Origin of the sequence: Paenibacillus hemerocallicola, assembly GCF_006265175.1 — a bacterium.
In the GTDB taxonomy this organism is placed as follows: Bacteria; Bacillota; Bacilli; order Paenibacillales; family NBRC-103111; genus Paenibacillus_AB; species Paenibacillus_AB hemerocallicola.
The window spans coordinates 102794-126094 of the sequence record NZ_VDCQ01000016.1 but is presented as its reverse complement, the minus strand read 5'-3'; the positions used below and the strand labels follow the sequence as shown (position 1 = coordinate 126094).

Annotated in this window: 23 protein-coding genes and 1 other RNA gene; 9 read left to right on the top strand and 15 right to left on the bottom strand. The window is 54.6% G+C overall.

What is annotated here, in order from left to right; translation table 11 throughout:
• Positions 1-89 precede the first annotated feature (89 nt).
• From pfkB to FE784_RS13950, 5 genes are all read right to left on the bottom strand, one after another.
• Positions 90-1028, bottom strand: coding sequence for a 1-phosphofructokinase (gene pfkB / locus FE784_RS13970; protein ID WP_139602813.1), 939 nt, complete (start codon positions 1026-1028; stop codon positions 90-92).
• Positions 1029-1058: 30 nt separating this feature from the next.
• The gene (locus FE784_RS13965; RefSeq protein WP_139602812.1) at positions 1059-1850 is read right to left on the bottom strand and encodes a M55 family metallopeptidase; all 792 of its coding nucleotides are present in this window, start codon (positions 1848-1850) and stop codon (positions 1059-1061) included.
• Positions 1851-1880: 30 nt separating this feature from the next.
• On the bottom strand, positions 1881-2747 hold the full coding sequence (fba, locus tag FE784_RS13960; protein ID WP_139602811.1) for a class II fructose-1,6-bisphosphate aldolase: 867 nt from the start codon (positions 2745-2747) through the stop codon (positions 1881-1883).
• Between the two features lie 112 nt (positions 2748-2859).
• A complete protein-coding gene (locus FE784_RS13955; RefSeq protein ID WP_139602810.1) occupies positions 2860-3633 on the bottom strand; it encodes a DeoR/GlpR family DNA-binding transcription regulator in 774 nt (257 codons plus the stop codon).
• A 178-nt stretch (positions 3634-3811) separates the two neighbouring features.
• Positions 3812-4372 carry a GbsR/MarR family transcriptional regulator gene (locus tag FE784_RS13950; RefSeq protein ID WP_139602809.1) on the bottom strand — a complete coding sequence of 187 codons (561 nt, stop codon included), beginning with the start codon at positions 4370-4372 and terminating at the stop codon, positions 3812-3814.
• 302 nt (positions 4373-4674) lie between these two features.
• On the opposite strand from FE784_RS13950, the gene FE784_RS13945 reads away from it, so the two are divergent.
• The 3 genes from FE784_RS13945 to FE784_RS41580 are packed head-to-tail and all read left to right on the top strand — an operon-like array spanning position 4675 to position 7645.
• On the top strand, positions 4675-5892 hold the full coding sequence (locus tag FE784_RS13945) for a quaternary amine ABC transporter ATP-binding protein (protein WP_139602808.1): 1218 nt from the start codon (positions 4675-4677) through the stop codon (positions 5890-5892).
• Entirely contained in the window at positions 5873-6697 is an 825-nt protein-coding gene (locus FE784_RS41585) for an ABC transporter permease (RefSeq protein WP_139602843.1), read from the top strand. Before FE784_RS13945 ends, FE784_RS41585 begins: the two co-directional genes overlap by 20 nt.
• A 15-nt stretch (positions 6698-6712) precedes the next feature.
• Positions 6713-7645: a glycine betaine ABC transporter substrate-binding protein gene (locus FE784_RS41580; RefSeq protein WP_139602807.1), complete on the top strand. Its 933-nt coding sequence runs from the start codon at positions 6713-6715 to the stop codon at positions 7643-7645.
• A gap of 471 nt (positions 7646-8116) precedes the next feature.
• Here FE784_RS41580 and glpX read toward each other — a convergent pair whose 3' ends face one another.
• From glpX to FE784_RS13905, 6 genes are all read right to left on the bottom strand, one after another.
• Positions 8117-9097, bottom strand: coding sequence for a class II fructose-bisphosphatase (gene glpX / locus FE784_RS13930; RefSeq protein WP_139602806.1), 981 nt, complete (start codon positions 9095-9097; stop codon positions 8117-8119).
• A gap of 118 nt (positions 9098-9215) precedes the next feature.
• Positions 9216-9908: a spore cortex-lytic enzyme gene (gene sleB, locus FE784_RS13925; protein ID WP_139602842.1), complete on the bottom strand. Its 693-nt coding sequence runs from the start codon at positions 9906-9908 to the stop codon at positions 9216-9218.
• Between the two features lie 127 nt (positions 9909-10035).
• Positions 10036-10986, bottom strand: a complete 951-nt coding sequence (locus tag FE784_RS13920; RefSeq protein ID WP_139602805.1) for a sugar phosphate isomerase family — start codon at positions 10984-10986, stop codon at positions 10036-10038.
• Between the two features lie 99 nt (positions 10987-11085).
• Complete coding sequence (locus tag FE784_RS13915; protein ID WP_139602804.1) at positions 11086-11796, bottom strand: PIG-L deacetylase family protein; 711 nt, start codon at positions 11794-11796, stop codon at positions 11086-11088.
• Positions 11797-11818: 22 nt separating this feature from the next.
• On the bottom strand, positions 11819-12823 hold the full coding sequence (locus FE784_RS13910; RefSeq protein ID WP_139602803.1) for a Gfo/Idh/MocA family protein: 1005 nt from the start codon (positions 12821-12823) through the stop codon (positions 11819-11821).
• Positions 12820-13677 carry a sugar phosphate isomerase/epimerase family protein gene (locus FE784_RS13905; protein WP_139602802.1) on the bottom strand — a complete coding sequence of 286 codons (858 nt, stop codon included), beginning with the start codon at positions 13675-13677 and terminating at the stop codon, positions 12820-12822. The genes FE784_RS13910 and FE784_RS13905 overlap by 4 nt, the downstream gene beginning before the upstream one ends.
• 190 nt (positions 13678-13867) lie before the next feature.
• On the opposite strand from FE784_RS13905, the gene FE784_RS13900 reads away from it, so the two are divergent.
• On the top strand, positions 13868-14755 hold the full coding sequence (locus tag FE784_RS13900; RefSeq protein ID WP_139602801.1) for an AraC family transcriptional regulator: 888 nt from the start codon (positions 13868-13870) through the stop codon (positions 14753-14755).
• 260 nt (positions 14756-15015) lie between these two features.
• Here the strand turns inward: FE784_RS13900 and fsa are convergent, their stop codons facing one another.
• The 4 genes from fsa to cshA form a co-directional block, all read right to left on the bottom strand.
• Positions 15016-15675 carry a fructose-6-phosphate aldolase gene (gene fsa, locus FE784_RS13895; protein WP_139602800.1) on the bottom strand — a complete coding sequence of 220 codons (660 nt, stop codon included), beginning with the start codon at positions 15673-15675 and terminating at the stop codon, positions 15016-15018.
• 42 nt (positions 15676-15717) lie between these two features.
• Positions 15718-15902, bottom strand: a non-coding RNA gene (gene ssrS, locus FE784_RS13890) — 6S RNA.
• 108 nt (positions 15903-16010) lie between these two features.
• A complete protein-coding gene (locus FE784_RS13885) occupies positions 16011-16853 on the bottom strand; it encodes a YesL family protein (RefSeq protein ID WP_139602799.1) in 843 nt (280 codons plus the stop codon).
• Between the two features lie 167 nt (positions 16854-17020).
• Positions 17021-18619 carry a degradosome RNA helicase CshA gene (gene cshA / locus FE784_RS13880; protein ID WP_139602798.1) on the bottom strand — a complete coding sequence of 533 codons (1599 nt, stop codon included), beginning with the start codon at positions 18617-18619 and terminating at the stop codon, positions 17021-17023.
• A 510-nt stretch (positions 18620-19129) separates the two neighbouring features.
• Here cshA and FE784_RS13875 point away from each other — a divergent pair.
• The 5 genes from FE784_RS13875 to FE784_RS13855 all read left to right on the top strand — a co-directional run bounded on the left by FE784_RS13875 (position 19130) and on the right by FE784_RS13855 (position 23208).
• Positions 19130-19669 carry a DUF4178 domain-containing protein gene (locus FE784_RS13875; RefSeq protein ID WP_139602797.1) on the top strand — a complete coding sequence of 180 codons (540 nt, stop codon included), beginning with the start codon at positions 19130-19132 and terminating at the stop codon, positions 19667-19669.
• Between the two features lie 46 nt (positions 19670-19715).
• The gene (locus tag FE784_RS13870) at positions 19716-20519 is read left to right on the top strand and encodes a DUF4247 domain-containing protein (protein ID WP_139602796.1); all 804 of its coding nucleotides are present in this window, start codon (positions 19716-19718) and stop codon (positions 20517-20519) included.
• A 130-nt stretch (positions 20520-20649) separates the two neighbouring features.
• Positions 20650-21477, top strand: a complete 828-nt coding sequence (locus FE784_RS13865) for a YitT family protein (RefSeq protein WP_139602795.1) — start codon at positions 20650-20652, stop codon at positions 21475-21477.
• Positions 21478-21658: 181 nt separating this feature from the next.
• A complete protein-coding gene (locus tag FE784_RS13860) occupies positions 21659-21847 on the top strand; it encodes a hypothetical protein (RefSeq protein WP_425465544.1) in 189 nt (62 codons plus the stop codon).
• A gap of 179 nt (positions 21848-22026) precedes the next feature.
• A complete protein-coding gene (locus FE784_RS13855; RefSeq protein ID WP_139602793.1) occupies positions 22027-23208 on the top strand; it encodes a putative glycoside hydrolase in 1182 nt (393 codons plus the stop codon).
• Positions 23209-23301 lie beyond the last annotated feature (93 nt).

Genomic DNA, 23301 nt, shown 5'->3' with positions numbered 1-23301 from the left:
TAGCTTTTCCCCAATAACATCCCCAAAAATGAAGTTAATCTCCGCTTGCGGAAAAGAGAAAGAGCCGGTCTCGGAAGACCGGCGCCTGCTCAGACGATCGATTCGATTTGCACTTGCGCGACTAAGCGCCGGACATCGTCAACACGAACGTCGCCCGCTTGCGCGTTCAAAGCATTGGCGGTTCCGGACGCGGTAGCAAGCCGGAGCGCCTGCTCGACCGGTTCTCCTGACGCTACCGCGACCGCCATCCCGGCTACGAACGAATCGCCGCTGCCAACGGGGTTAATCGCCTCGATTCGGGGTGCCCGGATACGATACAGCCGTCCCGCATATCCCGCAACGGATCCGGCGGCTCCGAGCGTCACGACGACACAGCCGACGCCCCGCTCCATCAGCTGCATCATGCCGGCATACATATCCGATTCCCGTTCGGGCTTGCGGCCGAGCAGCTTGCCGATTTCATCCTCGTTCGGCTTTATGAAAAACGGCCTCGCTTTAACCCCTTCTATCAGCGCATCGCCGCTCGTATCGAGGAACGCTTTGGCGCCTTGCGCCTTGGCGATGTCGACCAGGTCGGCATACAACGCGGCCGGGGCGCCCTTCGGCAAGCTTCCCGAAAAAGCGACGATGACCGAGTCGGCGGCAAGCCGTTTCACTTTATCCTTTATCGCTTCGATTTGCTGCGCCGTAATAATCGGCCCAGGCTCCAGCAGCTCTGTCGACGTTCCCGCGGATATGTCGATCATGTTCAAACAAAGCCGGGATTCCCCTTCGACCGTTACGAAATCGTTGTCGATGCCCGCATTGCCGAGCTCCTTGACAATATAGTCGCCGTTGCTTCCTCCGACGAAGCCGGTCGCTTTCACCGAACCGCCAAGCTGGCTGACGACCCGCGCCACATTGATGCCTTTTCCGCCGGGGACGCTGATCATCTCGGAAACCCGCGATACGCGGCCAAGCGGGAACGAATCCAACACATACGTTTTATCGATTGCCGCATTGAGTGTAACGGTTGTGATGAGTGCCATTGTACCGACGCTTCCTTTACGTTGAATGTGCTACAGCTCGAGTATGTTCGACGCCCGTTCCGACGTAAACGCTACCGTCGTATCGTTTACCCGCGTCATTTTCGGGTTTCCGTTCAGCTCATCCGCGTATTCCTTCGACTTGAACTCGATTTCCATCCGGTACGGTCCCGGAAAATAATAAGGCTTCCGTTTCGGCTGCTTCAGCGCTTTTTCCACATCCCTGCGGATGCGCCGCGCCGATTCGCGCGGGTTAAGACTCGTGATACGTCCGTTCGCATGAGCTTCTTTCACGATCGTGGCAGGGAGATCGTCCCCGAAAAAAGTTTTCGCTTCGGCGACCGCCGCCCTGTCGCCGCTCACATAGGCGACCGGAACCCCAAACTCGCCTGCGATCAGCGCCATTTGCGAAAGCTCGCCGCATTCCCGGTCGTTCAGACGGAACGACTGCCATTTCTTGCTGTTTTGCGTATGGGGCATTACGGACATTGGCGTCCCGGACATGGCATGATAGCCGACCAGCAGGAAAGCTTCGAACGATACGTTCAAGGATGGCATAATGTTGGCTGCGCTGTCGGGTTTTTCGATAATGGCCCGCTGGTCGAGGTCTTCCCAGATCAGGTTATATTCCCGGCCCCCTCCGCCGTGACCGTCATTGACCACAACTTCCGATGCCCCGGCCATAAACGCGCCTTCTATCGCCGCATTCGTTTCCATAGTCAATATTTTCTGGTACCGCGGGTAAAAAGGCTCGCCGCCCTTTACCTGCTCCCAGTAATAAGCCAGGCTGATTCCTTCCATGTCAGTCATGATATAGACTTTCATTCATGATGCCTCCTTCGGACGAAACGCTGATTAACGAAAATCTTTCGCTTTGCCGAAGCTGCCGCACAGCCGCATTTTCTCGATAGCGGCTTCCTTGAGCGCTTGCTTCGCCGGCACCATATATTTGCGGGGATCGTTTTCTTCCGGATTTTTGGCGAACACCGCTTTAATTGCGTCGGAGAACACGATCCGAAGCTCCGTCGCCACGTTCATCTTGGCCATACCCAGCGAAACCGCCCGACGCACTTGCTCTTCAGGAATGCCCGATCCTCCGTGAAGGACGAGGGGTACGTCCACGAGACCGGCAATACGGCCGATCCGCTCGAAGTCGATCTTCGGCTCGCCTTTGTATATGCCGTGGGCGGTCCCGATAGCCGGCGCAAGCGTAGGTACTCCGGTCAATTCCACGAACTTGGCGCATTCGTCCGGATCGGCCATCAAAGCTTCGTTGTCGGCTACGACGATCTCGTCCTCGACCCCGCCTACTTTGCCGAGCTCCGCTTCGACGTTTACTCCGGCCGGCTTGGCCACCTCGACGACTTTCAACGTCTGACGCACATTCTCCTCGAATGGGGAATGAGAGGCGTCGATCATGACCGACGTATAGCCGGCACGTATACAGCGTACGATAAGATCGAATTCGGTACAATGGTCAAGATGGAGAGCGATCGGAATCCGGTTCGCATTCGAAGCTACCGTAGCGGCGGCCGCGATATAGTCCGGTCCCAGATGCTTGACCGTCCCTACCGTCGACTGGATAATGAGCGGGGATTCCGTCTCGACGGCGGCTTCGACGACCGCTTGGAGCATTTCCAGCGTATGCACGTTGAAGGCGCCGATACAATAGCCGCCGGCGCGCGCGGCTTGGAGCATCGGAGTAGAAGATACTAATGGCATGAGCAATTCCTCCCGGATGTCTTGCTTTTTTGACTATTTCGTTTCGTTTTGTTTCTTTTTATATTGTAACTGATCCTGATTCAGGTGACAAATACTTTTTTACCACCCGAAATCACGTCACGATCAATTGAATGCCGAGATCGCGAATCCGATCGCACGTTTTAGCATCGAGCTTCCGGTCCGTAACGACCGTATGGACGACGGAAAGCGGAGCGACATGCGAGAAAAACACCCGTCCGAATTTGCTGTGATCGGCCACGACGATAACTTCCTTCGCAATCGAAATCATATTGCGGTCCATGTTTGCCTCGGACAAATTCGGCGTCGTCAGCCCTTCCGCCATATCGAAGCCGTCTACGCCCAGAAAAAGCTTGTCCACCCGGATGCTGGCCAAAGCATTTTCGGCGAGAGGTCCTACTAGGGCAAACGATTTGCGACGCAGCTTTCCTCCGATCAAAATGACTTCGAAGTCGGCGTAATTGCCGATTTGCACGGCAATATTGGCGGCGTTGGTCACGACCTTCAGCCCCTTTTTGCCCGCGAGCTTTTTGGCCAGCATCATATTGGTCGTACCGGCCGTCAGCAATACCGCATCTTCGTCCCCCACCAGCTTGGCTGCCGCTTCGGCGATCCGCTCCTTCTCCGCGGCGAGCGCCTCCTCCTTTTCGGAAAAAGACTTCTCGTGTGCAACCTCGCTGACTCTGGAATGAAGCGCCATCGCCCCTCCGTGCGTGCGGATGAGCAGCTCCTTCTCCTCCAGCTTCTCCAAATCCCTTCTGACCGTTACCGGGGATACCCCGAGTGCGTCGCTCAGCTCGGCCACCGTCGCTTTGCCTTCGCGATTTACAAGCTCCATAATGCGCAAGTACCGTTCTTCCGCAAACATGCATGTCCTCCTGCCGTTATTTATCCCGTTGCAACGGGTTGATTGAGATTGTTCGATTTCGTTTGTGATCGTTTCTATTCCAGTTTACCAGTGCGGACGAATAATTGCCACAGAGCAGCCGCTTTTTCATCGAACAAAAAAAACGAAACCCTTCCCTAGAAGAGTTCCGCCATGCGATTCAAGGTTTTTCTTTCGGGACAAGCTCGTAAATTTTTCCGGAATCGAGCGTATCGATCAACCGGTCCAGCCATTCGTAGTAGCTCAGAGCGCCATCGATCTTCTCCAAATCGCGGGATAGAATTTCCCGCAGCTCCCCTTCCCCTTCCTCCGTCTCCTGAAGCTGGCGCAGCTCCGCCGCCGACCGTTTCAATGCAATGACGTTCGCTTCGACGGCTTTGCGCCATTCGATTCCGAAATAGTCGGTAAACGTTTGATGCCAATCCGCCTCGGCCTCGTACAAATCTTTGCGCGCGCCCTTCTCCCATACTTTATTGACCATCTTCAGATCGAGCAGCATTCTAACGCCCGTGCTCATGCTCGTCTTGCTCATTTCCATTTCTTTGCCCATCTCGTCAAGCGTCATCGGTTTCTCGGAGAAAAATAACATTCCGTATAAATGGCCTACAGACTGCGTGATGCCATACAAATCCATATTTTTGCCGATCGCTTCGATTACGCGCTTCCGTGCCTTCAAAATCTTTCCTATATGTTGTTCGGACAACCCGTCAAACGGTTGCATCGTATTCGCCCTCCTAACTTGCCAGCTGATCATGCCTCTCCGATTGTCGCGTTGTTATTTCGTTTCATCGCAAGTCCCATGCCGCCCGTCTTTCTATTTGTTATTTTATGAGAACCGTTTCCCATTGTAAAGGAGCATACCCGGATGCATCCGGGAGCATTCCGGAGCATAACGAAGGATTGTTTGTACAGTTTTTTCTGTACGATCTTTATATAAAGTTTTAACCGTTGTAATTTTACCCGCTTTAGGTATACAATATACCGGTAGCTTTACTCGGCAAATAAAGAAAAGGGGTGACGCACATGGCAATCATCGAGCTTAAACAAGTGAGCAAGCTGTTCGGCTCTTCTCCTCATCATGCGGCCAAGCTGCTGGACGAGGGCTGGACGAAAGAACGGCTCGCCAAAGAAAAACAGCTCGTCCTCGCCGTCAACCGGGTCGATCTACAAATTGGGGAAGGCGAAATATTCGTGATCATGGGGTTGTCCGGCAGCGGGAAATCGACGCTCGTACGCATGCTCAACAGACTGATCGAGCCTACGTCGGGAGATATTACCGTGCGGGATAAAAGCATCATGCATATGAATCCGCAAGAGCTGCGCGAGGTGCGCCGCAAGACGATCGGCATGGTATTTCAGAAATTCGCCTTGCTCCCGCACCGCACCGTCCTGTCCAACGTAGAATTCGGGCTGGAAATTCAAGGAATGCCGACAAAAGAGCGCAAGGAGAAAGCGGAGAAGGCGTTAAAGCTGGTCGGACTCGACAATTGGGCCGACAAGATGCCGGACGAGCTGAGCGGGGGCATGCAGCAGCGGGTCGGGCTAGCCCGGGCGCTTGCGAGCGAGCCGGACGTGCTGCTGATGGACGAAGCGTTCAGCGCGTTGGACCCTCTTATCCGACGCAGCATGCAGGACGAGCTGCTCGAGCTGCAAATGAAGATGAAGAAGACGATTGTCTTTATTACGCACGATTTGGACGAGGCGCTGCGAATCGGGGACAAAATCGCCCTGATGAGAGACGGATCCGTCGTACAGGTCGGCACTCCGGAAGAAATCATGATTCATCCGGCAAACGAATATGTGGAGCGGTTCGTAGAGGAAGCCGACTTGTCCAAAGTATTGACAGCCGAACACGTAATGAGACGGCCGGAAACGATCGGACCCGACCGCGGGCCGCGGGTCGCGCTTCAGCTTATGCGCGAACGGGGAATATCCAATTTGTTCGTCGTAGACCGGGACAAAACGTTGCTGGGCGTCATATCGGCGGAAGATGCGGTCGAAGCGATCCAATCGAATAAAACGATCGCCGATGTCGTCAACCGGGAAGCTCCGCAAGTATCGCCCCAGACGATTTTGAACGATCTGTTCGAAATATGCGGCACTTCCAAATTTCCCGTTGCCGTCGTGAACGACAGCAGCCGGTTAATGGGAGTCATTGTCCGCGGGGCCGTTCTGGGAGCGCTCGCGGGTCAGCTCCCCAGGAAGGAGGTGACTGCCGGTGTTGCCGAAAGTACCTCTTGACCGTTGGGTGGAAAGCTTCGTCGACTGGCTGTCCGACAACTTGTCGGGTGTGTTCGATTTTCTGTCCTTCATCATTAACGGGCTGGTCGAAAGCTTTTCGTCCGTTCTTCACATGACTCCGGCGCTTTTATTCGTGGCAATCTTCGCGGCAATTGCCTACAAGCTCGGGAAATGGCCCATGGCCGCCTTCACCGTAATAGGACTTCTGTTGATCGTCAACTTGGGATTTTGGGACGAAACGATGGACACGCTCGCCCTTGTTCTATCTTCGGCATTCATTTCCATCGTGTTCGGCATTCCGCTCGGCATTTTATGCTCCCGGAGCAAGGCAGCGGCGCAAACGTTGACGCCGGTATTGGACTTTATGCAGACGATGCCCGCTTTCGTATATTTGATACCGGCGGTCATGTTTTTCGGATTGGGGGTCGTACCCGGCGTCATCGCTTCGGTTATTTTCGCCGTCCCCCCCACGATCCGTTTGACTCACCTCGGTATCCGCCAAGTGCCGGCGGAGCTCGGCGAGGCCGCGGAAGCTTTCGGCTCGACGCCGACGCAGAAGCTGCTGAAGGTGGAGCTCCCGCTCGCCTGGCCGACCATTATGGCCGGAATCAACCAGACGATCATGCTGTCGCTGTCGATGGTCGTCATCGCTTCGATGATCGGAGCGCAAGGCGTCGGAGCATCCGTCTACCGCGCCGTCACGCAGCTCAAAATCGGCGAAGGCTTCGAGGCGGGACTCGCCGTCGTGATCGTAGCGATCATTTTGGACCGTTTTACCCAGCGCCTGATGAAATCCAAACGTTAAAGGAGTCGATTATCCATGGCAATGATAACAACGAAACGATTGTTGCTCACTACTCTTACTCTGGCGGCCGTTTTGACCGGCTGCTCCAATCAAGGCTCGTCCGCCGGCGACAGCACCGACGGAAGCAAGAATCAGGCATCCGGAGGCACCAAATCCGTGGCGGAGCAAGTAAACCGGCAAATTATCGGAATCGATCCGGGAGCCGGCATTATGAAATCGGCGAATAAGGCGATCGAGACGTACGGCCTCAAAGACTGGAAGCTCGTGGAAGGCTCCGGAGCCGCCATGACCGCAGCGCTCGATAAGGCTATCAAGGACAAGAAGCCCATTATCGTGACAGGCTGGACTCCTCATTGGATGTTCGCCAAATACGAGCTGAAATATTTGAGCGATCCGAAAAACGCCTTCGGCGGCGACGAGCAGATTCATACGATCGCCCGCCTCGGCTTAAAGACGGATCACCCTTCGGCCTATGCGGCGCTGGACCGGTTCGAATGGACGCCGGACGATATGGCCGTCGTCATGGGAGCCGTTCAGGATGGCAAGAAGCCGGAGCAAGCGGCCAAAGATTGGGTCGACGCCAACGCGGACAAGGTCGGCAAATGGATCGAAGGCATCGACAAAGCGGACGGAAAGTCGCTCAAGCTCGGTTATGTCGCTTGGGATTCGGAGATCGCCAGCACGAACGTAATCAAATACGTGTTGGAGAGCAAGCTCGGCTATAAGGTTACCGCCCTGCAAGTAGAAGCCGGGCCGATGTGGGCCGGAGTCGCCGGCGGCGATACCGATGCGATGGTAGCGGCTTGGCTGCCTACGACGCATGCAGACTACTTGGACAAATACAAGGATAAGGTCGAGGACCTCGGACCGAACTTGAACGGTACGAAAACCGGCCTCGTCGTCCCGGCGTATATGGACATCGATTCGATCGAGGATTTGGCCAAATAAGTCGCTTGTCTCCCTGCGTCAACGTCCTTGATCATTAGCAAAGCGTAATCCACATATAATCTGGTCGAGTTTGATGGACGTGACATGGCGTTGCCCGTGAATAGAGGAACTACATTCCGTTATTGTCCCGAATTCCGCTACTCGCTTGAAGATAGCGGAACAGAGCTCCTCTATTTCGAGATTTCGGTGTGAAAATAATCGTAATCAGCGGAATAACGGAACGGTTTTCCCTTATTTTGCACTCTACACGAGGGCTCGGGTCAATAGCGTACTCCAGTTCCGCTATACTCAGGGTCCCGCAAGACGCGCCGGCAGAGGCAGCGAGCTTTCACCGAACAGGCGCTACACCCATTATCCACATTTGGACACGAACTATGCTGTCGTAGAAAAAAACAACCCTGCAGACGTCCGACAGGACGTCCTCAGGGTTGTTGCGCTTGGTCGAGTTGCCGCCTCTTGCGGCAGCTTCCATCACTTGCCTTCGGCCGCCACTTTTACGATAGGCTTGCTCGGCAAGTAGTGGAGCGTACGGATATGGCGGATCGTCCTCGTCTTCGCCCTCATGACGAGCGAATGCGTCTCGGCCCGGTCGCCAGGCAAATACCGGACGCCCTGCAGGAAGCTGCCGGACGTAACCCCGGTAGCGGCGAATATGACGTCGTCCCGGCCGATCATGTCTTCCATGCTCAATACTTTGTACGGATCCTGCAGCCCCATCTCGATGCAGCGCTGGTATTCCACCGCATTGCCGGGCATCAATCTGCCCTGGAGCTCGCCGCCCAAGCATTTCAACGCGGCGGCGGCGAGAACGCCTTCCGGCGCTCCGCCGGATCCGACGAACAAGTCGATGCCGCTCTCCGGCATCGCCGGCGCGATTGCCCCGGCCACGTCGCCGTCCGTTATGAACTTGATGCGGACTCCAACCTTGCGCAGCGTGCGGACGATCTGCTCATGACGATCGCGATCCAGCATCATGACCGTAAGCTCGCTCAAATTTTTACGCAGCGTCGATGCTACGGCTTGAACCGTTTCTTCCAAAGGAGCATTGATGTCGACTTTGCCGACCAGTTGGGGACCTACCGCCAGCTTCTCCATGTACATGTCCGGCGCATGCAGCAAATGTCCTTTGTTCGCGATGGCGAGTACGGAGATGGCATTGTCCAGTCCGCGAGCGACGATATTCGTCCCTTCCAGCGGATCTACCGCGACGTCCACCTCGGGCCCCTGCAGACTGCCGACCTGTTCCCCGATATAGAGCATCGGTGCCTCGTCCATTTCCCCTTCCCCAATGACTACGGTTCCTTTGATCGAAACCGTATCGAACATCATCCGCATCGCCGTAGTCGCGGCCGCATCCGCCTCGTTCTTCTTCCCCCGTCCCATCCATTGCGCCGCCGATAATGCGGCCATTTCGGTTACGCGGATGACTTCCAGCGCCAGCTCCCTTTCCATGCTCTCTCCCCCTCGACATTGACTCTCCTCTCATATATTGTAGCATTAATTAATATTAGTGTGTCAATATAAACATGAATCGAGCTATTGTGCCGTACTATACAACCCAATAGCAATCCTATTTACAAAAAATATGTCGGCCGATCTGTTTGATTTGCGGTCGGCTCCATATCCATGCCGATGTTGCGGTTTGCGGGTTGAAATAATACAAGGCCTCGCCGGAAGGATCCCAGCCGTTTATAGCGTCGCGAACAGCCTGAAAGGCGGTATCGTTCGGGGTTAGCCATATTTGACCGTCCGCTACGGCCGTGAAAGCTCCCGACTGGAAAATGACGCCTGAAACGGTATTCGGAAACGAAGCGCTCCTTACCCGGTTCAGAATGACCGCGGCCACGGCTACTTGGCCTGTATACGGCTCGCCCCTCGCTTCCCCGTACACCGCTTTCGCCATCAGGCTGATATCCGCGCTGCTGAACTCCGATACGGGACCGGACACATTCCCGCCGCCTGTCCCACCGGCAGCGCCCGGAGCCCAATTTTTCGTCGCGTTCCATAGCATGAGCTTCGTCTTCGGCCCGACGACGCCGTCCACCTTCATCCCGAATTTGTATTGAAAATCGCGAACGGCACGGTCGGTCTGCCAGCCGAAATCGCCGTCGATCGGCCCCCTGTAATAGTCAAGGTAGGACAATCTGCCCTGCAGCTCGTAAACGTCCGAACCACTGGACCCGTAGCGGATCGTCTGATTGCTGAATGTCGAGCCGATCGTTGGCGCGACCCAGACAGCGACCAGGGCGATAACTGCAATCATGAGGAAAACCGAGACGGACCTCCATGCGTTTTTAGACAAAACGAACACACCTCCATCCAACAGTAGCCGTTTAGGGCAGCTTTTGTTGTTAGTATGAAGGTGTTCCCTTTTTTCTATTCGGTTAGGCTCAATTCACTTCGGCGACTAACGGTCCTGCCAACTCACGCAGGAAAAACAGCTTTCCAGGGAGCGTCGGCATGAACGTCGAAGGCAGCCACATGTCCGGGCCATGCCTCAGCGTAATCCAAAGCGACATGCCCTGCCATTGCATGCCCCGTCCGAGCGCGCCGTCGCAGCCCCCGATCACGCGGTCCGATTGCAGAAACAGTCCGGGACCGACCGTGTTGGCCCGGCAAGGAACGAGCGTCGTCCGGCTTTTGAAGCTCGTAATCGCGTTTTGCTCGATCGTCAGCGGATGAAGCTGCGCGCCGATCCGGTGAGTATCGCTGCGCCACTGTTCGACGCTGTCGTATTCTTCGGCAAAATGGGGCTCCCAAAATGCGATATGCAGCATCCGCCCGATACCGAATACGGTGATCAGCTCGGCCCCCTCGGCTTTCAAGGCTGCGATCTTTGCGGCGTAGGTCGGCAAGTTTTCCTTCGTGGCGAAATTGCGCTGCTCCGGCGGCACGGTCAGCTCGCCAAGCGGCCCGTAAAACGCCTGCTCCATCGCGTATTGGAATGCTCCGGTATTCGTCGGCTCGAGCGTGTTGCCTTCCGCGTCGCTCCATTCATCCATGTTGAAGCCATATACATGCGAACAGTCGACGCTCCACTCCTGCAAAAAGTAAACGGCCCACTTGTACATCCCCATTGGCCCGACCGGCAAAATCATCGCCAGCTTTTTCCCCGCCTCTTTCGTCCGGCGGATGTTTTGGGCAATTTCGTGCCCGAGCATCATGTCGAAGTCGTACACGTTCTCGCAGACGACCGGCGCAAAGTCACGATTCCAGAACGGCTGGCGCTCGGTAACGGACTCGGCCGGGTGATCGCAGCAGCGATCGATTTTGGCCATATCCCAACCCGCCGGGTAAAAGCGCTCCAGCAGCGACCCTTTAACCGTAGATTTAAAATCCATAACTGCACCCCCAAAAGTGATTTTATTACTTCATAGCGATCGAGAATATTTGCAAAGAGAGAAAGCGGAGAAGACTGAACCTTCAGCAGCGGCAAATTATCAAGGCAGCAAACGCACCGTCGTCAGCCGAGGCCACGCCTTGCATTGCACGAAGCCTTCCGCATAGGCGGCGCCGCACTGCAATCCGCGAAACTTGGAAACGGTCCGGACGAAATCGAGGAAATCGATTCCATCGTGCTCGTACAGCCATTTGATCTGGCTCTCATGCGCCGCGTTCATGTCGATTTTCGTCTCGATATGTTCGGTGATGTCGACGTATTCCGTCGGTAAAAAGCCGACGCCCGCAAGCGTGTCCATATAATAGATCGGAGCGACCTTGATACCCGCCGGCGCGGGAACCTTGGATTCGTAATGAGGCACGGAAGCGGCGAAGCTGGCATCGAAAACCGCCTTGGACACTTCCATATGGTCCTTCATGTAATCTTCCGGAGGATGCGTAATGATAACACACGGCTCCGTTTGGCGGATAACGTCCACGAGCTTGGAAATAAGCTCGTCCTGGTCGGATTTCACAAGCAAGTCCGGCACGTCGAGACTGATTACGTTCGCTCCGATCAGCGCACCCGAATTTTGCGCTTCCTTGGCCCGAATGAGCCGCAGCTCGTCCGGCTGGATCACTTTATGTCCTTTGTTCCCGTTCGCCACATGCACCATCGTGACCTTGTGGCCGAGCGAGGCGTATTTCGCCAACGTTCCTCCGCAGCCGATCTCCAGATCGTCCGGATGGCAGGCGATAGCCAGCACGTTCATCCCAGTTCCTCCTTCAATTGGTTCAGCGGGCGGCGGAAGCGATTTCCCGCAGCGTCAGACGCAGCGAATCGCAGCCGTCCTGCAATGTCGAATTGGCAATGTCCCGACCCGAGGACAAGCAGTCTACAAAATAATGCAGCTCATTATAATAACCGCCCAAGCTGGAAATATTGCCTCCGCCGTCACCCGCCGAGATCGCCAGCTCATCCAGCTTCGGCTCGACGATATCGCCGCCGTTTTCGTAAATGCGCAGCGACGGCGTGGCTGCCGAGCTGAACACGACCGTCGCTTTCTCGAAGCTGACCCGGTACGCCATCTCGAACGGGAACGTCTCGGGATAGTCCCAGCCGCCTTCGAGCGATATAACCGCATCTCCGTACCGGTATAAACTGAATATATGCCCGTTCGCGCCTTCCCTTTCCACCGTTTCCGCGACGAGGCGGTCGGGATCGCCGAGCAGCGAGCGAACGAAGTCTACGTCATGAACATGCAAGTCGAGCGCCGCGGAGCCGCTTTTCTCCGGATCGTGCAGCCATCCGTTCCATGCCCAGCCCGGTCGGGGGCTGATCCGCTTGAATACGCCCATCAACAGTCTTCCATATATTTGCTCGGAAGCAAGCCGCTTCAGCTCCATATATTCGGGCCAGAAACGGATGCATTGCCCTACCATGACCTGCGTGTTCGTCTTGCGTTGCAGTGCCAGCAGCTCCTCCGCCTCGCGTTCGTTCAAGCATACGGGCTTTTCCACAAATACGTTGTAGCCTTTCTCCATAGCCGAAACCGCCGTAGGGAAATGCAAATAAGTGGGTAAACAAATATCGATCGTATTTACGTCTCCGTCGCGGATAAGCGCCTCTGCCGAAGAATAGACGGCAGCTCCGAATTTGGCCGCCAGCTTGGCCGCTTTATCCGGATCGTCGTCCGACACGGCCGTCACCCGAAAATCTCCGCGACCCGCAAGCGCTTCGTAGCAGGAAGCGTGCATGGAGCCCATAAAGCCCGCACCAATCAATCCGATCTTGATCATATCGTCCTCCTCTGTGTTCTGCCCATAATGGCATCCATCGCTCCGGAAGTGTTGTACACGATCTGCTCCGGATGATGTCGATAAGGCGGAATCATTTCCGCGATTACATAGCCGGCATAGCCGATCTCTTCCAGCTTGGACATGACCAGCGGGTAATCCACGTCGCCGGCGAGCAGGTCGACGAATGCGGACAGGCCGGCCCCGTTGCGACGGAAGTCTTTAAAATGCACCTTCTTGATTCTGCGATTCAATATTTTGATCCAATGCTCCGGATATCCCGTCAATACCGTGTTGCCTATGTCCAAATAAGCGCCCACGAATTCGGAGCCGATACTGTCGATAAAGCCCCTCATCTCGAGCGGCGACAGCAGAAATTTGTTCCACACGTTTTCTACGCCGATCGACACCCCGTGCGCTTCCGCCTCGACGGCAAGCCCCTTCAGCGCCTCCAGCGCGTTGTCATAGGCGACGTCATACTCGGTCACTTCCGAATCCGGAATGAAATCGACGCCTACGGCTCCCGGCACGACAAGAATCGTATCCGCTTTCAATTGCGCCGCAACGTCCAATTGCCGCTTCACGACATCGATCGCTTTATCCCGATTAAGCTTGGAGGTGCTTGTCAGCGCATAAGACCAGCCAAGTCCGGAAGCCAGACTGGATATTTCGACGCCTTCCCCGTCGGCGATTCGCCGCAGCTCCGCGATTTGCTCCAGGCTGCTCTCAAGGCTCAGCTCGCCGGTCTCCGCCAGCGCCAGCTCGATGCCGTCAAAGCCTGCTTGCTTCGCCAGCCGAATGCATGCGGCCGCGGACATATCCACGGGAAACGACCATTGATTGATTCCTTTTTTCAACCGACTCATCTCCCTTTCCAGCAAATTGCTCGCTCATCTCCATCGTAACGATTCGCCTTGCCGAAATCTTTACCGAAACTGCCTGAATATTTAACATTTTTACCGATGCGGCCCTTTCCCCGGCAACCGATATCCACTAAGATGGACGTATGGCAACCTATTCACTTGTAACCGTTGCGGAGGAATCGATATGAATTTCGTAAAAACTCCGTTGGAAACCGCGATTGAGATTACGCACCTGTTCTCGCTGCACTATTTCGAGTTCGCCAAAGATTTTATTTTCGAAGGGGAAGCGCACGATTTTTGGGAGCTGCTGTATGTGGACAAGGGAGAAATCGAGGTAACGGCCGATTCGGCCGGATATGTGCTGAAGCAGGGCGACGTCATCTTTCATAAACCGAACGAGTTCCACTCCGTGTGGGCGAATCGCAAAATCGGTCCCAACGTTATCGTCGTTTGCTTCGAGTGCCGCTCTGCGGCCATGAAGCTGTTCGAAAACAAGCTGTTCTGCTTAAACGATCAGGAACGGAATTGGATGGCCGGCTTGGTGAGACACGGCTTCGCCGCCTATGAGCCTCCGTTCGATCGCCCCCGGGTTCACGACCTGATCAGACGAAACGATGCTCCGTTCGGGTCCGAGCAGCTGCTGCGGATTCATTTGGAGCTTCTGCTGCTAAGTCTCGCCACCAGAGGCGAGGCGGTGCCGCAATCGAACCGGCTGTCGTCTGCGGCGATGGAACGGAGCGAGGACGAGCTGTTAAAGCGGACGGTCGCTTACATGGAGGAGCAGCTATGCGCCAATCTGACGCTGGAGGAGCTGTGCGCGCGGTTTCATGTCGGGCAGTCGCGTCTAAGCGCCCTGTTCAAGGAGCGATTGGGCATGAGCGTGATGAAAACGTACAAAAACCTGAAAATCGAACGGGTCAAGCTGATGATCCGCGAGGAACGCCGCAACTTCACCGAAATCGCCGAGCAGCTCGGATACAACAGCATCCATACGTTCTCCCGCCACTTCAAGACCGCAGTCGGCATGACGCCGACGGAATACGCCAAAACCGTAAAAGCCAGAGTGCTTTAAATACCGTTAAGAAAAAACCGTCCGGGAAAACGCCCGGACGGTGCTTTGGTGTGCAGACCCACGAACTGCCTTCTACTTGATTCAACTTCAACCCGTCTCCGACCCGGTACTCATAACCATGCACCCCTTTGTAATATTCAGGGTACCTCTCTCCTCCACAACCCTCACAAGCAAATTTCAGGTTCTGTGGGGACTCCGAAACTTATAAATTCTGATACAGCAAAAAAAACGGCCTCCCATCGGAAGCCGGTTGCAATACGCTAAAATGCGCTCAGTTTTGCGCCTTCCCAATCCGCCGTAAACTTGGCGATGCCTTGATCGGTCAGCGGGTGTTTGGACATTTGCTCGATGACTTTGTAAGGGACGGTCGCGATGTGAGCTCCTGCAAGAGCGGCTTCGATGAAATGAGCCGAGTGACGGACGCTCGCCGCGATAATTTCGGTAGGAACGCTGTGAATTTGGAAAATTTCGCTTACTTCGCGAACGAGGTTCATGCCGATCTGGTTAATATCGTCCAGTCGTCCGATGAAAGGCGAAACGTAGGTCGCGCCGGAACGAGCGGCAAGCAGAGCCTGCGTCGAGCTGAAAATAAGCGTCACGTTCGTTTTGATGCCTGCCTCGCTCAATTGTTTGGTCGCTTTTAATCCGTCGATCGTCATCGGTACTTTCACGACGATATTCGGGCTGATCGCGGCGAGCTTCTTGCCTTGCTCGACCATCTCGTCCGCTTTCAGACTGATAACTTCCGCGCTGATCGGGGGCTGCTCGCCTACGATCGCGATAATTTCCTTGAGCGTAGCAAAAAAATCTTTACCTTCCTTGGCAATCAAGGACGGATTTGTCGTTATGCCCGCCAGCACGCCGAGCTCGTGCGCCGCGCGGATTTCTTCCACATTGGCCGTATCGATAAAAATTTTCAAGACTTCACCCCATATGTACGTGTTTAATTTCTTGAAACAACAAAAAAACCCGCCTATGCCGTCCGATTTTCATGTTTCAAACCCGCTCTCGCAGGTGGGTGTCCGCAGCCGCCGTTTTGAAGTCCCCTTTTGGAGGGCATGTCAGCCTGGCGTGCAATGATAGGACTCCCTAGAAACATCCATTGGTTCAAAACAGTAGAAAATCGAAACGTACATCGCAGGATGTTTTGTTGTTGTGTTGTGTCGTTTGCGTTATGTTTATTATAGGCCCAACGTTCGGAAAAGTAAACCGGAGACCGTTAATTTATGATGGATGCTTTGTCGCAATCCCCCATTCAGTCCAGCGGCTTCCTGCCGCTCGCATCGGAGTCCGTCCCGTCCGTCTTCACGCTTGTACCGTTATCGCTTAGTTCCCGAGCCTCGTCCGAGTCGGTCTTTTTCTCCTCGTTTGCCTCTTCTTCCGCTTCTTCCTGTTTGCTTTCGTTCAACGTCTTCATCCGGTCAAATATGCGGTGAAACGCGAAGAACGACACGGTCGCCATTATGCTTCCCATAAAAAACGGGATCAGGAACGTGAAATGGTTGACGCTTACGTAGATGACGATGCCGTTGACGGTGAGCAGGAAGATCGTCATCACCGGATTGCCGATCGTGATCAGCAAACAGTTTTTAATAATTTGCCAAAACTTCATATGGAAATGAACCATAATCGAGAAGAAATGGAATATGGCCGCAATCATGACGACCGTCAGCACGATGAACAAAATGGACAGCAGGCTGAGCGTGCCGGATTGCTTCAAATAAAACGTATAGTTGATGTAGATGACCGCGCCGAACAGGACAAATACGAGCCCGCCGAGCATGCTTTGCCGGTAATTTTCCTTGTAGCCCCGGAAATACGTCTTGAACAACGGCACATCGTCATCGCCGGTTACCCATTTACGCGCGACCGTGAACATGGCGCCCGTTGCCGGAAAAAGCGTGAACGGAGTGACGATCGCGATCATGACGGCCGACTGCTTCAAAAAATCGATGGATTCGGCAGAAGCGATCAGACCGGCCAACACCAAATAAAAAAAAGGAAACGAACAGATCACCCAAAGCACATTGATGACGGACAGCCGCATGATCCATTCCGATATCCGGTATAAACCGCCCATGAGACCACGAAATTCCAACCTGAAATCCTCCTCCGAAGAAACCTTGTCTGACTTTAACTTACCTATAATATACTATTATATCCCCCAAAAGAAAAGCGAACCGGCACATTGTCCGCTTGCTTCCGCATCATGGCGAAAAAAAGAAAAGACCCGCCGCAACCGGCAGGCCTTCTCTACTTACCCGATCAAATGTTGACAAATTCGGAGCTGCTCTTCGGCTTGCGGTCATCGGTTCTCCGTTGGCCCCGATCGCCGTCACGGTAACGGTCGTCGCGTCCGCCGTAGCCGCCGCGGTTGCCGCCATCACGACGCCCGCGGTCGCCGCCGCCGCCGGAACCGGACGAATACGGACGATCGCCGCTGCGACGGTAGCCGCCGCCGCCGCTTTGACCCTGCCCGTCGCGTACGTAAGATCCGGGCATTTTGCGGCCGGAGCTGCGAACATCGGGACGCCGTTTCTTCGCGCGCAACGGATCCTCCGGCGTAAGCTCGATATCCACTTCTTTCTTGTCGCCGGTCAGAAGCTTCAATGCCGCCGCAAGGAGCTGGACCGAATCGTATTGCTCCAGCAATTGGATCGCGATTCCTTTGAATTCGGTCAATCCTTCGTCATTGACGATTTCGAGCACACGCTCGGCCGTAACGCGTTGTTTTCCTTCGATCGCTTCCGCCATGCTCGGCAAAGGTTTGCGAGGAATGCGATGACGCGTCACCCGTTCGATGAAGTGCAGATGGTCGATTTCGCGAGGCGTTACGAACGTCCATGCCGCGCCTTCGCGGCCCGCACGGCCTGTACGGCCGATCCGGTGAACATAGCTTTCCGGATCTTGCGGCAAATCGAAGTTGATAACGTGCGTCACGCCGGATACGTCGAGTCCGCGTGCGGCAACGTCGGTAGCGACGAGAACGTCGATGCTGCCGTCACGGAACTTCCGCATTACGTTGTCGCGTTGGTTTTGCGACAAGTCGCCATGCAGTCCTTCCGCCGAATAGCCGCGCTTTTGCAGCGCTTCGGACAGTTCGTCGACGCGGCGCTTCGTGCGTCCGAAGATGATGGCCAGCTCAGGCGATTCCATATCGAGCAGACGGGACAAAGCTTCGAACTTTTGCTTCTCGTGCACCTCGATATAGGATTGGGCGATAAGCGGCGCGCTCACTTGCTTCGGAATAACCGATACGTGCTCCGGCTCGTTCAGGAACTGCTTCGCCAACCGCTTGATGTTTTCCGGCATCGTAGCCGAGAACAGCATCGTATGGCGCTCCGGCGGAACAAGCTGCAGGATCGATTGGATATCTTCCATGAATCCCATATCGAGCATTTCGTCCGCTTCGTCGAGGACGACCGTGTTGACGTTATCGAGCTTGATCGTTTTGCGGTTGATGTGATCGAGCAGACGTCCCGGCGTTCCGATAATGATTTGCGGTTTTTTCTTCAACGCGCGAATTTGCTTCACGATATCTTGACCGCCGTAAATCGGCAGCGAGCGAATTCCTTTGAACCGGCCCAGCTTCCCGATTTCTTCCGCGACCTGAATGGCAAGCTCGCGCGTAGGGCACATGATGAGCGCTACGATCCGTTCCTCCGAAGCTTCGATCCGGTTAATGAGCGGAATGCCGAATGCGGCCGTTTTCCCCGTACCGGTTTGCGCCTGACCGATCAAATCTTTACCCTCTAGGGCGAGCGGTATCGTTTTCTCCTGGATCGGCGTCGATTCCTCGAATCCCATTTCCGTAATAGCCCGGACTACTTTGGAGTCCAAGCCGAACTCACTGAATAATTTCAAATGTTTCTACTCCTTTTACTTAGGGTATCTAGATCCCTTGAATTTTTGATTTACCCTTAAGCGCGACTTTTCTATCCGATGGTTTAGTATCTCTTTCCTCAAACCCGTTTCATACGGGGATCATTTGCGGATCCGATCTCGTTATAAGAAAAACGTCAATCGAGGTCCACTCAAGAGATGAGCGACCGCGGATTTAGATGTAGTTTTTCTTGGTAAAGAAAGTCTCCAACCGCCTTAACGCTTAGCGGAACTTGAACTTTCTTTATCGTTCAAGAAAAGGTATGAGCGGGGTACCATCGCCAACTCATTCCGTTCGTCAGCCGAACTTAAGAATATCTTTTATATCATACCATAATTCAAGATCCCATTTCCAGTTTTTTAGCCGTTCCCCCTTCGTTTGTCGAGATTTGTTTTTCGTGCGCGAAACCTATTGCCGGCATAGCCGTATAACATCTTAGCGATCGAACAAAGCAATCGAACGAGCGAAACGCGGTAAAGGAGCGAATTCATATGTCCATTTTCAAACGAATCGTCAACATATTCCGTAGCCATAAAGAGCCGCAGCCCTCTCCCCATGCTTCGGTCCCGCCTCTGGAAGGGGCTTCCGTCGGAGACATCATGAACGTCGATCTGGAGGAATACGTGATCTCCGGCAAGGTCGTCTATTCCGACCGGGGCTTCGCGCCTCACCGATACGCTTATTATTTGCAAAGCGGCAGGGACATTCATTGTCTTCTTGTGGAAAAAGGACGCAGCTACGACTGCTTCATGTGCCGGTTTCTCGAAGGCGGTCTGGACGATCCGAACGATGTTCCGACCAGGCTGGAGCTCGACGGCAACGTCACCTATACGCTCGAGCATCAGCGTACGGACAGGACGCAGACGCTAGGCAATACCGATTTTCGCAGCAATGACGAAGTGATGGTTTGGCGTTATTTCGCCGATGAGAACGAACACTTTTTCCTGCAATGGCAGGACGGACAATTTATCGGCATGGTAGGAACCCGCATCCCTTCCGCCGAAGTAAAGATTATGAAATCGACCAAATAACGGGAGCCGGCTTCTAAGATTCGCTTGGGGAAAGGAGTGATCAGCCATGAAGCGTTGGTACCGCTGGACGACCTGGGTAAGCTTGCTGCTCGTCGTCGCCCTGCTGTCCGGTTGCGCGAACGCGGCCAACTACGTGAAAGATGAGTACCCGCTCGTCGATATGGCCGGCAAAGGAAAGACGTCGGCCAAAGTGTACGAGGCGGAGGGCAAGACGGTTCCCGCAGTGGCCAAAGAATTGGCCGGCAAGGAAAAGCCGCAGGAAACGAGCAAGGAAGACCCGGACCAAATGTTCCTCATTTACGACAACCGGGTCGTCAATCTTCAGAAAAATCCGGATAACCCGAACAATACGCTAATCGAAGTCGATACGATCGAATATGCGAAGCAGAACTATAGCTCATCGTTTCTCGAAGGGTACATCGCGGCTTCCCTGATTCAGTCGATTTTCGGAAACGGCTGGTATGATTCGAGCAAAAAATATTCGACCCCGTACAAAGGGTATTCGACTTCCGTTCCAAGCAAAAGCTCGACCTCGTCTTCCTCTTCTTCTACCGACGAGAAGAAACCGACAACGAGCGACCGTACCGGCTCGTTTACGTCCAAAGGCTCCGTGCCGTCCGGCAGCTCTTCGTCGGCTGCGGGAAGCTCCGGCTCCAGCAGCTCGGGCAGCACTGGCTCAAGCAGCAGCTCGAGCTCAAGCAAGTCCAGCACCGGAAGCTGGTCGACTTCGAGCTCGGGGAGCGTCCGCAAAAACGACGGCTCATCCCCGTCAACCAAATCATCGAGCAAACCGAGCACGTCGAACCGGTCCGGAAGCTTCAGCAGCAAGAGCGGCGGCAAGAAACGATAACTATAAGGCACCTACCGTGAACAACCTTGGACAGTCTCAATCCAAGGTTGTTTTTTTCATTTCGCCGATAAGTCCGTCCCGTACCGTTTTCCTAACATTTTGGGAACAATGTTATCATGGAGGGACTATTATGATCCGATTGCGTGATCTATTCGACCTGCTGTTCATGTCGGTCGGCGCGATGCTGATTGCCGCCGGCTTCAATCTGTTTCTGATCCCCCATCAGCTGTTGAGCGGGGGCTTGTCCGGCATTTCCATGATGATCGGCTATTTTACGGGCTGGAACATCGGGATGCTTTACTTCCTGATCAACTTGCCGGTTCTCGTATGGGGATGGATCGTTATCGGCAAGCGATTTGTCTGGCTCAGCGTAGTGTCGGTCGTACTGACGACCTGGTTCATGCAGCTCGTCCCGAACATTTCGCTCAACTCCGATCCGATCATCGGCGCCGTCTTCGGAGGCGCGCTAATCGGCATGGGCTCCGGGCTTTCGCTTCGGTCCGGCGGCTCTACCGGGGGTCTTGATATTATAGGCTCCATCTTGACCCGCAGGCGGGACTTCCCGCTCGGCATGCTGCTGTTCGCCCTGAACGGCGCCGTCGTGCTGGCGCTCGGCCTCGTGCTCGGCTGGGATGCCGCCCTGCGGTCGATGCTGTCGATTTTCATAGCGGGCAAAGTGGTGGACACGATCCATATCCGTCACGTGAAGGTAACCGCATTTATCGTAACAAGCTCCAGGGATCAAATGATCGGCAGGCTGCTCCAGCTGCCCCGGGGAATCACGCTTATCAAAACCGAAGGCGCCTACAGCCATCTTCCCCACGATATGCTGATGACGGTTACGACCCGGTACGAGCTGGCGGAGCTGCGCAAAATCGTCAAGGAAACCGATCCGAAGGCATTTGTCAATATCGTGGAAACCGTGGAGATCATCGGCGAATTCCGCAAATTGATATAAGCGGCAAATAATGGGCTATGGAAAACGTTGCAAGTGGATACACAACCGATGTTCTTGTGATATAATGGACTTGTAATTTCATAGGTTCTGGTTAGACGGCTTAACAACTTAAGATCTTTTCGTTTTTTTTTGTACGATCGTCGATAGACCGATTCAAAAAAAACGCGGAAAGGTGATGCTTATGGAAACGGTCAAATTATCCAGGATTGTGATGAAATTAACGCCCGATATGTACCCTTGCTTGAAATCTTCCGAGCTCGACATCGAAATCGTACTGAAAAACGGGCTCGAGTCGCTTGAAGCGGAAGACGCTTTGGATATCGTCAAGTACAGCATTTCCGAATATTCGAAAGACGCCCTTCTTCATTGAAGAAGCGGCGTCTTTTTTTGTACGCAACGAGTAATGCCGCGGCCGCGACATGCCGCAAGCAGCCTTCGCTTTCCTTCCATCGTTCGCAGTCGGGTGATTGACCAGAGCGCTTTTGCTGTAAAAGTATGTACGGGCAAGCATCGCGACTAACCGTTATCTTCGGGAGGGAGGAGAACGACATGGAATTATTACTCGCGGCCTTGTTATTGCTTGTCGGAACCGCCCCGGGAACTGCGGCTGCCGCCGTCCCGATCGAGCAGTTGCTCCAAGCAGCCGCCGATTCCGGCAAAGCTGCGGCGCCGGCACCGTCCGGAACAGCCGACATCTCGATACCGGAAACCGAATTCGTCAAATCCGATCCGCAGACAGACGCCCCGGCCGTCAAAGGCGTATACGTTACGGCACACAGCGCAGCCGGCTCGAGGCTGAATGCGCTGCTCAAGCTGCTGGACGAGACGGAGCTGAATTCGTTCGTTATCGACGTGAAGGACGATTACGGCCATATTACTTATGACACCGAGAACCCCGAGCTGAACGCGCTCGGCACGACGAAACCGATTATCGCCGATATGCCCGGACTGATGGCGACGCTACAAGAGCATGACGTATACCCGATCGCCCGAGTCGTCGTCTTCAAGGATACCGTCCTCGCCGGCAAAAAGCCGGAGCTGTCGTTCCTCAATCCGGACGGCACGTTATGGACGAACGGCAAAAGTACTCCGGACAGCTTCGTCAACCCGTACGAGAAGCAAGTGTGGGACTATAACGTGGCGGTAGCCAAGGAAGCCGCCAAGTCCGGCTTCAAGGAAATTCAGTTCGATTATGTCCGGTTTCCGGAAGGATTCGAGAAGCGGGCCGAGCAATTGAGCTATACGAAGGATGACCGGCCGCGAATCGATGCCGTCGCCGACTTCGTCAAATATGCGCGGGAGCAGCTCGCTCCTCTCGGCGTTCGCGTATCCGTCGACATATTCGGATATGCGGCATCCGTACCGGCGGCCGAAGGGATCGGTCAGGATTTCGGCAAAATAGCGAAATATGTGGACGTGATTGCCCCCATGGTCTATCCGAGCCATTACGGTACCGGCTGGTTCGGGTCCAAGGTGCCGGACGCCGCGCCCTATGCGACGATTCATGGGGCGATGGCCGATACGACGAAAAAGCTGGACCCGCTCGGCTCGCACAAGCCGGTCGTTCGTCCATGGCTTCAAGACTTTACGGCATCTTGGGTGCAGGGCCATATCGAATACGGGAAACGCGAAATCGAGGAGCAAATACGCGCTCTGAAGGACAGCGGCATCGACGAGTTTCTGCTCTGGAATGCGGGCAACACCTATACGAAGGGCGTTTCGTACGAGTAGGCCGTCCCTGCCCGACTTTAGACCAGTAGGAATACCGTCCCCGGTCGGTTTTCGCCCCGATTCGTTAAGGGTAAGCTGTAACTAAACGAATCG

Excerpts from the sequence above, each read along its gene's own strand:
- FE784_RS13900 (WP_139602801.1), top strand. The coding sequence starts at position 13,868 with ATGAATTTCGTAAAAACTCCGTTGGAAACCGCGATTGAGATTACGCAC.
- FE784_RS13860 (WP_425465544.1), top strand. The coding sequence starts at position 21,659 with ATGGAAACGGTCAAATTATCCAGGATTGTGATGAAATTAACGCCCGAT.
- FE784_RS41580 (WP_139602807.1), top strand. The coding sequence starts at position 6,713 with ATGGCAATGATAACAACGAAACGATTGTTGCTCACTACTCTTACTCTG.
- FE784_RS13865 (WP_139602795.1), top strand. The coding sequence starts at position 20,650 with ATGATCCGATTGCGTGATCTATTCGACCTGCTGTTCATGTCGGTCGGC.
- FE784_RS13875 (WP_139602797.1), top strand. The coding sequence starts at position 19,130 with ATGTCCATTTTCAAACGAATCGTCAACATATTCCGTAGCCATAAAGAG.
- FE784_RS13870 (WP_139602796.1), top strand. The coding sequence starts at position 19,716 with ATGAAGCGTTGGTACCGCTGGACGACCTGGGTAAGCTTGCTGCTCGTC.
- pfkB (WP_139602813.1), bottom strand. The coding sequence starts at position 1,028 with ATGGCACTCATCACAACCGTTACACTCAATGCGGCAATCGATAAAACG.
- fba (WP_139602811.1), bottom strand. The coding sequence starts at position 2,747 with ATGCCATTAGTATCTTCTACTCCGATGCTCCAAGCCGCGCGCGCCGGC.
- FE784_RS13855 (WP_139602793.1), top strand. The coding sequence starts at position 22,027 with ATGGAATTATTACTCGCGGCCTTGTTATTGCTTGTCGGAACCGCCCCG.
- FE784_RS13965 (WP_139602812.1), bottom strand. The coding sequence starts at position 1,850 with ATGAAAGTCTATATCATGACTGACATGGAAGGAATCAGCCTGGCTTAT.
- FE784_RS13955 (WP_139602810.1), bottom strand. The coding sequence starts at position 3,633 with ATGTTTGCGGAAGAACGGTACTTGCGCATTATGGAGCTTGTAAATCGC.
- FE784_RS13915 (WP_139602804.1), bottom strand. The coding sequence starts at position 11,796 with ATGAACGTGCTGGCTATCGCCTGCCATCCGGACGATCTGGAGATCGGC.
- sleB (WP_139602842.1), bottom strand. The coding sequence starts at position 9,908 with ATGATTGCAGTTATCGCCCTGGTCGCTGTCTGGGTCGCGCCAACGATC.
- FE784_RS13910 (WP_139602803.1), bottom strand. The coding sequence starts at position 12,823 with ATGATCAAGATCGGATTGATTGGTGCGGGCTTTATGGGCTCCATGCAC.
- FE784_RS13950 (WP_139602809.1), bottom strand. The coding sequence starts at position 4,372 with ATGCAACCGTTTGACGGGTTGTCCGAACAACATATAGGAAAGATTTTG.
- glpX (WP_139602806.1), bottom strand. The coding sequence starts at position 9,097 with ATGGAAAGGGAGCTGGCGCTGGAAGTCATCCGCGTAACCGAAATGGCC.
- FE784_RS13945 (WP_139602808.1), top strand. The coding sequence starts at position 4,675 with ATGGCAATCATCGAGCTTAAACAAGTGAGCAAGCTGTTCGGCTCTTCT.
- FE784_RS13920 (WP_139602805.1), bottom strand. The coding sequence starts at position 10,986 with ATGGATTTTAAATCTACGGTTAAAGGGTCGCTGCTGGAGCGCTTTTAC.